We start from the raw sequence: 13,234 nt of genomic DNA, 5'->3' as shown, positions 1-13,234 counted from the left end.
TCGATAGAATACAAAAGTGTTTTTGATGGATGCAAATGCATGTTTGTATCCGTCAAAACACTCGGCTCACTGCGCAGGTGCCTGCTTATTTATTTCCTGTAAAAAAATATCCTTGTAGTGCACCTGCACTTTGCCGCCGCCATGCACCTGAAATGCAAGGAGCCCCGATTGCGGAATCGCGGCATCCTCTTCGGTATAGGCGATGGTTTGTTCGCCGTTTAAAAAAATGCGGATGGTCTTTCCTTCGGTGCGGATTTCGTAATCATTCCAATCGTTGCGGCGCAGCAGGCGTTTGATCTGCGCCGTATCAGCTACCGCCAGTAGCTTGTTGCGCCTCGATTCGTCGTACAAACTGCCCCAATAGCCATCGCCAATATCGGCCTGGTAACCGGTCATTTCATGGGCAGGATCTTTGATGCGCTGGCTGTGAAACTGCACGCCGCCATTGATGAATCCTTCGTGGCCGGTGAGCTTGAATTTGAGCCGGAGCACATAGTTGGAAAAGCTTTTGGTGGTGGCAATAAACTCGTTGCGCGGTACTTCGGTTGTAAGCGAACCGCCCACCAGTGCACCGCCTTCAATGCGCCATGTATTTATTGTATCGCCTTCCCAGCCGTTGAATGTTTTGCCATCAAATAGCGCAATCGTTTGCGACTGTGCACCGGCCGCTGCCGCCTGCAGGATAAAGGCAATAAGGAGGGCTGCAATCGCTTTCATGATGATCAGGTTTTGTTGCGCCACAAAGCCACCAAGACAGAAAGTTACACAAAGATTTTGGCGCAGTATTTCAAACGTAAATAGAAATGGGTTCAAGTGTAATTAGCCGCTTCAGTCGATATCTGTTGTTGATACAAACGAATGTTATCGGTCCGCTTTGTTACTGTCGTGGCTATTTTGTTTAAAAACAAAAACGCCTTTTTTATTGGCCACGATGATGTCTTTCAATCCATCGCCTGTAATGTCTTTTACCAGCACTTCCACGCCAACACCGGATGCATCGTCAATTTGGTGCGGTATCCATTGCGGCTTGGGTCCTGCTTTTAATTCAAACCAATACAGCACTGGTGGATTCAGTTCGCCGGGATCGCGGCCCATGTGGGCAAAATAGCGCATGCCGGTTACGAGGTCCGGTGCACCATCGCCGTTCATGTCGGTAAGGGCCAGTCCGTGTGTTTGCGAAAATGCTTCCGATATTAGGTGCGTTGTCCAAGTGCTTTTGCCCTGCGATTCTTTTACCTGCTCGTGCCACCAGATGCCCAGCCCATGTGCCGAAGATGACACTACATCGGCATCGCCATCTCGGTCAAAATCGAACACATGCATTTGCGCCGCGGCCTGTCCCAGGTTGGCTTCGTGAAAAACCCATCCCGGCTGGTGCACATCGGCCGGCGCTTCCCACCAGCCCTTTGTAATGATCACATCTGGCCGTCCATCGCCATTCATATCGCCCATGCCAAGGCCATGCGAAAAAGGCTCGGCGCCCAGCACGCCTTCGTTGCTGATCACAATAGGCTCCCATTGCAGGTTGCCTGCCGTTGTAGGCGCCTTAAACCAGGTCATCTTTTTTTTATTGGCATCACCGCCCAGCAGGTCAAGCCTGCCATCGCCGTCTAAGTCGAAAAACCCCGCCGACTCGTTGCCCACTGCATCGTGGATCAGGTGCTTTTTCCAGTGCCCGCCCTGGTCTTTCGGGTTTTCAAACCAGTATGCCTCCTTGCCCGGGAAACCGATGCGCAAAAAGTCGGTCCACCCATCAAAATTTACATCCATTGTTTGGCTGATGAAGGCATCGCTGTAGCCTTTGTCGTATTCGAATTTTTCGGGCTTCATGATTTCGTGTGGCGTCCAACGCGGCGCTTCAAACCAGTAAGCACCGGCCAGCACATCCAACAGTCCATCTTTGTTTACATCGCCCACTGCCACGCCTTCGGCAATAAATTCATTGGTGAGTATTTGTTTGGTAAATGTGGGCTGGTGTGTGCTGTGTTGCGGTGGGTTGTGTTGCGCCGTAACCCCGCAGCCGCCGTTGGCACAAAGCGCCACCAGCAACAGCAGAAGTGAAGTGGTATGCCAGATGTGCCATCGCCCAGCCGGGAACATCCCGGCGGGCTGATATGGTTTGGGTTGGGTCATATGCAAGCTTTAAGCTGTTTTGCGCAGGGCAAACCGATCCACTTTTCGCTGTGGCGAACCAGGCAGTTTCTGCAACCAACAATGGCGTTGTTGCAAAATGGAATGCTGCCCCGATCCGGTTTGCCTTATGGTACTGCAGATTACCGAAAATATTGCTAGAAAGCGCAAACAGCGCTGAGAAAATTCGGGCTGTGCAGTTAGACCGGAAGAGCAATCTGCAGCTAAGAAAGTTCAACAAATAGAGACGGAATGCTCAATCCCTCACTATCTTAATAGAAGATTGTTGCAAAACAAACATTGTTTGAAGCAGGTGTTGTGCAAACGTTATTCTTTCCCGGTGATGTGTAGCCGAAAATGGGAAACCTTATTTTCTTAACACAGACTTAAACTTGCCCTGCCGCCTGCACCCGCCATCTTTGGCCCCAAATTACAACACCCACCAAACCACCAATGAGGCGTCTTCTTTTCTATATTTCCCTGAGCCTAATAGCCATTGCACCCACGCATCTATTTGCACAAAAAGATACGGCAGCCCAACAACTGCAGGAGCTGGTGGTGCATGCCCAGCGCACCAGCCAGCAAAAGCACCGCGTACCATTTAGCGTGGAGGTGCTGCAACAGCAAACAATAAAAGAACTGGGTGCCCGCACCACCCCCGAGGCACTTGCAGCCATCAATGGCGTGTTTGTGCAGAAAACAAATCTTGGCGGCGGCGCTCCTTTTTTACGCGGCCTCACCGGCAACCAAACCCTCATACTGGTGGATGGCGTACGGATGAACAATGCTATTTTTCGCTACGGTCCCAATCAATACCTCAATACCATTGACCCGTATACCGTGCAGCAAATAGAAGTGGCCAAGGGAACAGGATCGGTGCAGTATGGCTCCGATGCGATGGGTGGCGTGATACAGGTAACCACTGCTGATCCGCAATTTACCCATCAAGGCAAAAAACTGAATGCCGGCGTGTTGGGGCGCTTTGTAAGCAGGGGCATGGAACAAACCGGCCGCGGGCAAATAAACTATGCAAGCCAAAGGCTGGCGGTGCGGGGCGGTATTTCGGTGCGCCACTTTGGCGATTTGTATGGCGGTGACACTACGGGTAAACAAAGACCCTCCGGCTACGACGAGCGGGCATTTGATGTAAAGGCAAAAATGCTGCTTGGGCGCCGTGCCCAACTAACGCTTGCCCACCAATGGCTGCAGCAGCAAGATGTGCCGGTGTACCACAAAGTGCGGCTTGAAAACTTTGCCCGAAATACTACCGAACTGCAACAGCGCAGCCTGAGTTATGCACGGCTAAAGCTGCCTACAAACAGTGCCTGGGCCCATGAGGTTTCTATCACCGCGTCATTGCAGCAAGGCATTGAAGAAAGAGCCAGCCGGAAAAATAATGCAACCTCCGAACGGTGGGAACGGGACGATATCAAAACTGCTGGATTAACGATTGATTTTACTTCTGTTGTTCGGCCTTGGTGGCGCATCAATTCCGGCGTAGAGTTGTACCGCGATAAAGTAGGCAGCGGCAGCAGGGACATATTGCTTTCAAATGGAATGGCAACTGCAAAGCGGGGCTTGTACCCCGATGGTGCTACTTATGGCAATTACTCCATTTTTTCACTCCATCATTTTAACTGGAAACGTTGGAACGCAGAACTGGGCCTGCGCTATAATACATTCGATATCGGCATCACAGACACCACTTTGGGAAAGGTGGCGCTGCATCCAGCTTCGTTTGTGTACAACGCCGGCGTGCTCTATGCAATGGATACCAAACAATCGCTGTTTGCCAATTTCAGCACCGGCTACCGGGCGCCCAATGTAGATGATATGGGTACGCTGGGCATTGTTGATTTTCGCTACGAAGTGCCCGCGGCCGATTTAAAGCCGGAGCGCTCCAAACACACCGAAATTGGTTACCGGTACAACAGTGCTGCACTCTCAATAGAAGCTTCCGCTTATTACATGCAACTGCACAACCTTATTGCACGGGTGCAGGTGCCCGGCAAAGTGATCAGCGGGTATAATGTGTACCAAAAAGAAAATGTAGAATCGGCATCGGTAAAAGGAGTGGAGGCGTCGGTTAGATTAAAGCTTCTGAACCAACTTTCATTGCAGGCAGGTGCGGCTTATGCACACGGACATAATAAAACCCGCAACGAGCCCTTGCGCCGTACGCCACCGCTGAATGGCCGAATGGCATTGCAGTACAGAAAAGAGGGCTTTCATGCCGCGTTTGAAATGCTGGCTGCCGACCGGCAGGACCGGCTTGCCAAAGGCGATATTGACGACAACCGTATTCCCAAAGGTGGTACACCGGGCTGGCAGGTAATGAACTTGTATAGCGGCTATCGCTACAAATCTTTCGCTGTTAGCGCGGGGTTGTACAACCTGGCCAATGTAGACTACCGAACCCACGGTTCAGGCATCAACGGCATTGGCCGCAGCCTGTGGTGTTCTGTTTCCGTAGGAATGTAATTTTTAAAAAAAGGCATCAGTCACATTTCACCATTATGAAACATATTTTTCTTGCGTGTATCACTGCATTGTCCATCCATGCCGGTGCACAAAACCTGCCACAGCCGGTTCAATTGCCCAATGGCTGGAAGCTTTCTCCGGCCGGCGCTTCGGTGCCTTTGGGCGATTTGCCCCTGAACATGGCCGTTAGTAAATCGGGTAAATACGTGGCTGTTACCAACAACGGGCAGGGTGTGCAAAGCATCCAGTTGCTGGATGCCCGTGCCGGCAAAATGCTCGATACTATCACCATTGCAAAATCGTGGTACGGGCTGCAGTTTACCCAAAATGAACAACACTTGTATGCCTCTGGCGGCCACGATAACCGCATCCTGAAATACCGCATTCAGCAGCGAAAATTGGTACTCGCCGACAGTATTGCTTTGGGCCTGCCCTGGCCTAACAGGGTCGGGCCTGCAGGCCTGCAACTGGATGAAAGCCGCGGGCTGATGTACGTGGTGACCAAAGAAGACAATAGCCTATATGTGGTGGATATAAACACAAAAAAGGTGCTGCGCAAATTTGGCCTTGAGGCCGAAGCTTATACCTGCCTGCTGGCACCCGGCGGCAAAAAGTTGTACATCTCTTGCTGGGGCTGCGATAAAGTTCTCCTGTTCGATACGCAAAAGCAGGTGTTTGAACCAGCTATTTCGGTAGGCGATAACCCGAACGAATTGCTGCTGGCGCCCAACGGCAAGCACCTCTATGTGTGCAATGCAAATGATAATACCGTTTCGGTAATAGATGTAGGCAATGGACTGGTTGTGGAAACACTGGATGCGGCCTTGTATGCACAATCGCCCAGTGGATCAACAACGAATGGCTTGGCGCTGGATGTAACCGGAAAAACATTGTATGTGGCCAATGCCGATAACAACTGCCTCGCGGTGTTTGATGTGTCCAATCCCGGTGGCAGCCGGCCAAAAGGTTTTATTCCCACGGGCTGGTATCCCACCAATGTAAAAGTGGTCAACAACCGCATTTGGGTTACCAATGGCAAGGGCCTGCAATCGGCAGCCAACCCGTTTGGCCCCAACCCGTTGCGGCCGCGTGAAGAAGTGATCCATCATGCCGGTACCACCAGGCCGGCCAAAGACCTGCAATACATTGCGGCGCTTTTCCAGGGCACCATGAGCATCATTAAGCCGCCCACCGAAGCTGAATTGAAAGGGTACACCAAAGCGGCTTACCGCAATGCGGCCTATTCCAAAGAAAAAGAGGCGAAGGCCGAAGGCCCGGCCGGCAACAACCCGGTGCCCGTACAGCCAGGTGTTAAAAGCGCCATCAAGTACGTGTTTTATGTGATCAAAGAAAACCGTACTTACGACCAGGTGCTGGCCGATATGCCGGGAGGCAATGGCGATACGTCGCTGCTCTTATTTGGCCGGGCCATCACACCCAACCAGCACAAACTTGCTGCGGAATTTGTACTGCTCGATAATTTTTATGTGGATGCTGAAGTAAGTGCCGACGGGCACAACTGGACCGTAGGTGCATACGCAACGGATTACCTCGAAAAAACATGGCCTTCCAGCTATGGCGGCCGTGGCGGCACTTATGGCGGCGAAGGGGAGCGGACAATTGCCAATAACAAAGGCGGATTTATTTGGGACCAATGCCGCCGTTATGGCGTTAGCTTCCGCACCTACGGCGAGTTTGCTGATGGCGGCAAAGCTAATATACCGGTGCTGCAAAATAATTTCTGTCCTTACTTTCCGGGCTACAACATGAACATCAAAGACACGTTCCGCTACCGCCAGTGGGAACGTGAGTTCGAGTCGCTGCTGGCAAAAGGAAGCGTGCCGCAATTCAACACCGTTCGTTTTGGCAACGACCATACCGAAGGCCTGCGGCTGAACCGGCCTACGCCTTATGCCCATGTGGCCGATAACGACCTGGCAGTGGGTATGTTTATAGAGCATCTGGCGCAAAGCCCCATCTGGAACGAAACGGCGGTGTTTATTTTGGAAGATGATGCGCAAAACGGTGCCGACCATGTGGATGCACACCGCAGCCCGGCGTACCTGGCAGGCGGTTTTGTAAAACGCGGTTTTATTGATCATACGCCGTACACCACATCATCGGTGCTGCGCACCATGGAACTGATCCTCGGCCTGCCACCGATGACGCAATACGATGCGGCCGCAACACCCATGTGGCGTTGCTTCGATACTGTTGCCAGGGCATCCAACTTTAAGGCCATTGTGCCCGAAATAAACCTGGATGAACGCAATACGGCAATGAACGAATGGCAGCGGCGAAGCGAAGCATTTAATTTTGCAAAAGAAGACGCGAACAATGACTTGTTGTTTAATTGGGTGTTGTGGCATGGCCTGAAAGGCGATAAGCCGTTCCTCGGCCCGCGCCGATCTGCGTTTGTGCTGCCGGTGGAGAAGGATGAAGACGAGGACGACTAGAAATGTTGGCTGTTGTTGTTTGTTCTGAAAATGGGTTTGAACAAATGCATCGTTAATTGCAGTAGTTAGTAAGCAGCATCGAAATATGTAATTTAAAAACCTCTGTTAGTACAGAGGTTTTTTTATGCTAAATAATTATACGTTTAAAACGGTACAGCAATTGTTTCAACTTTTCTCGCTCCTGCAACTGCAGTTTATTGCCACCATTCGAAACTTAATATAGCGGTCATTTTGGCTTCACTTTAAGATAACATCCGTTTCTTCTTTTTACACCGCGAAACACAACAACCGCATCCATCCTTGCTGAACCAAAATCTGTACATACAAATGCAGGTGCTAACGGTTAGCCATAACCGTGTACGTAAAAAATACACGACCACTCGTCATCCGCTATACATTATAAACGATCATTACAATGAAACTAAGACTTTCAGTCGGACTGTTATTTCTATTGCTGTGTAACACCCTAATGGTTTTGGGCCAAAACGCCACCCAGGCCGTTGTATTGGGTGCTGTATCCAGCGCCGATGGCCCAGTACAGGGGGCTACCATTTATGTAAAAAACGAATCAACAGGTTTTACCACCTCCACGGTAACCAACAAAGAAGGCGGTTACATCTTCAACCAGTTGCCGCTGGGTTCGCCTTATTCGCTCACTGTTTCCTATGTTGGTTATAAGTCGGAAAAGAAAACCGGTATTGCACTGAACCAGGGCGACCGGCTGGAAATTGGTTTTAGCCTGATTAAAAACGAAGGAGCCCTCACCGAAGTTGTGGTAACCACTAACACCATTCGCCGCAATATTGCCAACGTAGGTGCGGCCACCACCATTTCGCCAAAAGACCTGAACACGCTGCCGGTAAACGGCCGCAACTTTACTACACTCATCGATCTTTCACCGCTGGCCAACGGCACCAGCATTGGCGGCCAGCTGCAATCGTCCACCAACTTTACCATCGATGGTATGTCGGCCAGGGGCACCATTGCCGGCGGCAACACTTCGGGTGCTTACTCTATTTCCATGGAAGCCATCCGCGAGTTTAAAGTGGTGAACAACGAATACGATGTAACCGAAGGCCGCGCAGGTGGCGGCACCATCAGCACGGTTACCAAATCGGGAACCAACACGTTTACCGGTAGTGCTTTTGGCTTTTTACGCCACAACAAGCTGTCGAGCCGCTATGATATCCGGGGCAACCGCCGCAACCAGCCTTTTTCTACCGCACAATACGGTGCCTCTATTGGTGGCCCAATTATAAAAGACAAAGCGCATTTCTTTTTGGTGTGGGACCACCAGCAGGATTCCCGCCCGCTCATTATTGCCGATGTGCGTTCGGCTGCCGACGAAGCTGCGTTCCGCGTAACGCAAAGCACACTGGACCGCTTTACCGCCATTGCACGGGAAAAGTATGGCGTGTCCGATAACCCACAGTTTGGATCGTTCGATAAAGGCCGTTCTACCGATGCCATCTTTGGCCGTGTAGACTGGCAGTTGAACAGTAAAAACCTGCTCACCATCCGCAACAACTATGTGTACGAGCTGGATAATCTTTCGGAAGGCGACAACTCCGGCATCAATGCACGGGAGTCGTATATCGACCGCAAGAAAATGAACAACAGCCTGATTGTATCGCTGCGTTCGGCCATCAACTCCAGGCTTACCAATGAGTTCAAGGCGCAGCAATTTTTACAACATGAATTTGTTATTCCAAGTCCCGAATTGCCGCCTGCGGGCATTCCACGTGCCATTGTAGAAAACGTGACATCGGTGGGCGAAAAAGGCACCAACTATACCAACTCCATCCAGATTGGCGGCCAGCGCTTTTCGCCGGAGTGGTTTAAAGGCACGGTGTACCAAGTGGTGAACAACCTGTACTACAATACCGAGCGGGCCAAGTTTACTTTTGGTGTGGACATGATGTACACCAAGATGCACAACGTGTATGGCAGCGAAATGAACGGCCGCTTTTTCTTTACCGGCCTGGATAATTTTGAAAAAGGCATTCCTTACCGCTATGCCCGTGAGATTGCCATTGTGGATGATCCATCAACGGTGTTGCACCAGCTGGCTTCGGGTGTATATGGCCAAATGGAAACGCGGCTGGGCCGGGGTTTCAACCTGTTGGCAGGTGTTCGTTTAGACAATACCCAATACCTGAACGGCGCCAACTACAATGCCGTTGCAGAAAAGGAACTGGGCATTGTTACCAATAATAAAATCCAGACGCTGCAGGTGCAACCACGTTTTGAATTGATGTGGGATGTAAACGAAAAGAAGCGTGATTTTATCCGCTTTGGTGCCGGCATTTTTGGTTCCAACCTGAACCCGTATTCGATGATCAACAACATCCTGTTTGATGGTACCAAAGTGGCCGCTGTGGATATGACCACCAACGTGCCCACGCCTGATTTTGAACGCTATCGCCAGGATCCTTCCACTGCACCGGGTAAAGACCTGTTCAATATTCCCGGCGTGGAAAAACTGATCACCATCAACACCAACGCCAAAGATGTAAAAGTGCCTACGGTGTATAAAGCGAGCCTTACCTACAACCACATGTTCAGCGAACGGCTACGTGTTGGCATCAGCGGTTATGCTTCATTTGCCCGCAACAACTATATGTATGTTGACCGCAACATGGTGGATCAGCCTTATTTCCGGATTGAGCAGGAAGCCAACCGCGGCGTGTACGTGCCGGCAAGTACCATCAATGCCCGCAACGGTGTGGCCAACTGGGTTGACAGCCGTAAAACAAATACGTTGGGCCGGGTGCTGGAGTTGATCAGCGATGGCAAAAAGAACCAGTTTGCCGTGGTGCTGGATGGTACATTCCGCTACTACAAAGATGGCCAGATCACTGCATCGTACACCTGGAACGATAGCCGCGACAACACATCATACAACGGTAACGTAGCCAACAGTGCCACGCTAAGCCTGATGGTAAAAGACGATCCACGCGACCTGAGCCGCATGACCTATGCCGACAACCACTTCCGCAGCAAAGTGGTGGTGTATGCCAATGCACCCAGCATCCGCGGCATCACCATTGGCCTGCGCTTTTCGGGCATCGGTGGTACCCGCTACTCGCTGGCTGTGGCCGGCAACATGAACGGTGATTTTGTAAACTCCAACGACCTTGCTTATATCTACAACCCCAATGATGCGGCTACGCCCAAATACATTGCCGACGGCATCAATGCCATACTGGCCAACCCTGATGTGCAGGGCAATTTCAAAGAATACCTGACCCGCAGCTTTGGCAAGATTGCAGAACGCAATGGTGGCGAAAACGGCTTCAATGGCGTGTTTGATTTGCGCCTTGCTAAAAAAGTAATGATCAACCGGAAGCATGGCGTGGAGTTGTCGATGGACCTGTTCAACGTGGCCAACACCTTCAATAAAAAACGTGGTGTAAACCAAAACCTGGGCAAGCAAAACATCTACAACATCACCTCGTTCAATGCCGCAACCGAAACATTTGGCTACCGCGTAAACACCACTTCCGGCGTGTCGCCACTGGGCGGTACACCGTTCCAGGCACAACTGGGCGTACGCTATAGTTTTTAACCGGTTGCATCAATTTTTAGAGCAGCAATAACTGTTACCATGATGACAAGAAATGCAATGATATTCGTGTTGATGATGCTGGCCGCTGCGGCAGGTGCACAAAACAGCCACGTGATCCTGATCAGCGTCGATGGCTTGCGGCCAGAGTTTTACAAAGACCCCAGCTGGGAAATGGTGAACCTGCGGCAGGGCCTGCAAAAAGGCGCTCATTCGGATGGAGTCAACGGCGTATTTCCGTCGGTTACCTATCCTTCGCATACCGCGATGATCACCGGGCAAAAGCCGCTCAAGCATGGCATCTATTACAACACACCTGTGGAAACCGATTCCATTACCGGTAAATGGTACTGGGATTATAAGGGCATCAAAGTGCCCACTGTATTTGACCTCGCGAAACAAAAAGGGCTCGTTACTGCATCGGTGTTCTGGCCCGTTACGCTGAACAGCGCCGCCGATTATGTGGTGCCCGAATACTGGTACCTGCCTAAGAAAAAGGGCGAGGAGCGGAACATGCTGAAAGCGCTGGAAGAAAACGCAACACCGAAAGGATTGTTTGCCGAAATACAGCAGCAAGCAACGGGTAAACTGGAGCCCATTGATTTCAATGGCGACTACTACGGCATCGACGACATCAATGCGCAAATGGCCTGTTACCTCATTCGCAAACACAAGCCGGCGCTGTTGTCGCTGCACCTGGTAACTGTGGATCATTTTGAACACGAGCAGGGCCGCGATGGCGACAAGGTCCGTACCTCGCTGACCGTGGTGGATGGTGCACTGCGCAAGATTGTAGAAGCCACCAAAAAGGCGGGCATCTATGAACAAACCACGTTCATCATCACCGGTGATCATGGGTTTGTAAACATCCACAATGCGCTGGCGCCAAATGTGCTGCTGCGCAAAGCGGGCCTGTATGCACCCAACAGCGGCGATAATTGGAAGGCTTATTTTCATGCATCGGGCGGCGCCACTTTTCTGCACCTGAAAAATCCTGCCGACAAGGCAACGCTGGAGAAAGTAAAAAGCCTGCTGGCGCAACTTCCGGCGGAGCAGCAACAATTCTTCAAGATCAAAACACGCCAGCAATTGGATGCCATTGGTGCCGATCCCAATGCTGCGTTAGCACTGGCTGCGGAAAAAGGCTACACGTTTAGTTCCGATTCGAAAGGCGAGTTTATACGCAGCGCTAAAGGCGGCACGCATGGCTACTTCCCCGATTTTAAAGAGATCCAAACCGGCTTTGTTGCCTTTGGTAAAGGCATTAGGAAAGGTGCCGTGGTACCCGAAATGAACCTCACCGACATTGCACCGCTCATTGCACACCTGCTGGGGCTGCAAATGGATGCGGGCATCGATGGTAAGTTGCACCCACAGTTATTGAACAGCGCGGTTAGCATTACTGCAAAGTAGCGTTGCTGCCTCTTAGCATTGATTTTAATAGGGCACCCACTGCTGAAAGCGGTGGGTGTTTTTTTTTCTGCCTTCCTTGTGCTGTTGTTACGCTGAAATTATGTGGGCAGTCAAATAATCATGTGTAGAATTGAGTGCCGGTTTGTGTCGCCACGGATGACTGGCGACATTCTGCTGTCGGCCAGATTTATTAACTTTGGAAGTATGCAAACGTTCCAAGTAAACATCCTTAATCCAAAAGCGGCAAAACTGTTGCAGAGTTTGGCTGATCTAAAGCTTATTTCCATTAGTGAGCAGCCGGAGAACGGTTTTCAGACCGTTGTAAACCGGCTGCGGAAAAAAGCAAGCGCTGCACCGCCATCGCTGGAAGATATCACCAAGGAAGTTGAGGGTGTAAGATCGAAACGCTATGCGCAGCGTAAAGCATAGATTAATCATAGACACCAACCTGTGGATAAGTTTGCTTCTTACAAAAAGCTCCGCCAAACTTGACAACGTTTTGTTCGGTGGCCAGGTTACACTTCTTTTTAGCCAGGAACTGCTCGACGAATTTTTGGAAGTGGCTACCAGGCCAAAATTTAAACGCTACTTTTCAGTAACGGACCTCCAGCAACTATTGGAAAGCATCATGCAAGGGGCTGAATTTATTGCCGTCACCACCATCGTTGCTGCTTGCCGTGATCCCAAAGACAACTTTCTGCTATCACTTGCCAAAGACGGCAAGGCTACCCACCTGTTGACCGGCGACAAGGATCTGTTGGATCTGAAAAAATATGGGCGAACCAAAATCCTCACTATTACACAATACCTTGAAAGTAGAGAAGCAGCAGGTACGTAACATTGCGTTACCAAATTGTGCGGTATCAATTTAACTGGCACATGCGCCGTTTGAACCTAGTTGTACACATTTTTAATAAAACATTCATCGGCCACTCTGAGATGTAACACCCGCTACAATTGCACTGGCAGCAAATACTCCGGTAAAATGTCAACCCGAGTCTTTATTCATGAAGCAGCAAGCACCACTTGTTTGCATGACCTAAGTTTTGGCGTTATGGCAAACGCAGAAGGGAACCAACATTGGCTCACTACACCACCCCAATATGTTTATAATCCTTCGGTGGCTTTATTTGGAAGTATTGTACCCGCCTATTTAAATACCTTGTCTGGCGAACGATTGTGTACATAA

8 protein-coding genes are annotated in these 13,234 nt (G+C 50.6%); 6 read left to right on the top strand and 2 right to left on the bottom strand.

Going from position 1 to position 13,234, the window contains the following annotated elements:
• Positions 1-66: 66 nt before the first annotated feature.
• Positions 67-813 carry a 3-keto-disaccharide hydrolase gene (locus DRJ53_RS08180; RefSeq protein ID WP_206609738.1) on the bottom strand — a complete coding sequence of 249 codons (747 nt, stop codon included), beginning with the start codon at positions 811-813 and terminating at the stop codon, positions 67-69.
• 48 nt (positions 814-861) lie between these two features.
• A complete protein-coding gene (locus DRJ53_RS08175; protein WP_206609737.1) occupies positions 862-2,133 on the bottom strand; it encodes an FG-GAP repeat domain-containing protein in 1,272 nt (423 codons plus the stop codon).
• Positions 2,134-2,583: 450 nt separating this feature from the next.
• On the opposite strand from DRJ53_RS08175, the gene DRJ53_RS08170 reads away from it, so the two are divergent.
• From DRJ53_RS08170 to DRJ53_RS08145, 6 genes are all read left to right on the top strand, one after another.
• Positions 2,584-4,611, top strand: a complete 2,028-nt coding sequence (locus tag DRJ53_RS08170; RefSeq protein ID WP_114235123.1) for a TonB-dependent receptor plug domain-containing protein — start codon at positions 2,584-2,586, stop codon at positions 4,609-4,611.
• 35 nt (positions 4,612-4,646) lie between these two features.
• Positions 4,647-7,067, top strand: coding sequence for a bifunctional YncE family protein/alkaline phosphatase family protein (locus DRJ53_RS08165; RefSeq protein WP_114235122.1), 2,421 nt, complete (start codon positions 4,647-4,649; stop codon positions 7,065-7,067).
• A gap of 415 nt (positions 7,068-7,482) precedes the next feature.
• A complete protein-coding gene (locus tag DRJ53_RS08160; protein ID WP_114235121.1) occupies positions 7,483-10,635 on the top strand; it encodes a TonB-dependent receptor in 3,153 nt (1,050 codons plus the stop codon).
• A gap of 39 nt (positions 10,636-10,674) precedes the next feature.
• Positions 10,675-12,045 (top strand): alkaline phosphatase family protein, encoded by a 1,371-nt coding sequence (locus DRJ53_RS08155; protein WP_206609736.1) that lies wholly within the window; start codon positions 10,675-10,677, stop codon positions 12,043-12,045.
• Positions 12,046-12,249: 204 nt separating this feature from the next.
• Positions 12,250-12,474 carry a hypothetical protein gene (locus DRJ53_RS08150; protein WP_206609735.1) on the top strand — a complete coding sequence of 75 codons (225 nt, stop codon included), beginning with the start codon at positions 12,250-12,252 and terminating at the stop codon, positions 12,472-12,474.
• Complete coding sequence (locus DRJ53_RS08145) at positions 12,455-12,883, top strand: putative toxin-antitoxin system toxin component, PIN family (protein WP_114235119.1); 429 nt, start codon at positions 12,455-12,457, stop codon at positions 12,881-12,883. Before DRJ53_RS08150 ends, DRJ53_RS08145 begins: the two co-directional genes overlap by 20 nt.
• Positions 12,884-13,234 lie beyond the last annotated feature (351 nt).

The organism is Paracnuella aquatica (assembly GCF_003332885.2).
GTDB classification, from domain to species: domain Bacteria; phylum Bacteroidota; class Bacteroidia; order Chitinophagales; family Chitinophagaceae; genus Flavisolibacter; species Flavisolibacter aquaticus.
The sequence above is the reverse complement of the archived record's forward strand: the minus strand, read 5'-3'. Positions and strand labels throughout refer to the sequence as shown.

Coding starts and splice junctions, on each gene's coding strand:
- DRJ53_RS08175 (WP_206609737.1), bottom strand. CDS start 2,133: ATGACCCAACCCAAACCATATCAGCCCGCCGGGATGTTCCCGGCTGGG.
- DRJ53_RS08170 (WP_114235123.1), top strand. CDS start 2,584: ATGAGGCGTCTTCTTTTCTATATTTCCCTGAGCCTAATAGCCATTGCA.
- DRJ53_RS08165 (WP_114235122.1), top strand. CDS start 4,647: ATGAAACATATTTTTCTTGCGTGTATCACTGCATTGTCCATCCATGCC.
- DRJ53_RS08160 (WP_114235121.1), top strand. CDS start 7,483: ATGAAACTAAGACTTTCAGTCGGACTGTTATTTCTATTGCTGTGTAAC.
- DRJ53_RS08155 (WP_206609736.1), top strand. CDS start 10,675: ATGATGACAAGAAATGCAATGATATTCGTGTTGATGATGCTGGCCGCT.
- DRJ53_RS08150 (WP_206609735.1), top strand. CDS start 12,250: ATGCAAACGTTCCAAGTAAACATCCTTAATCCAAAAGCGGCAAAACTG.
- DRJ53_RS08145 (WP_114235119.1), top strand. CDS start 12,455: ATGCGCAGCGTAAAGCATAGATTAATCATAGACACCAACCTGTGGATA.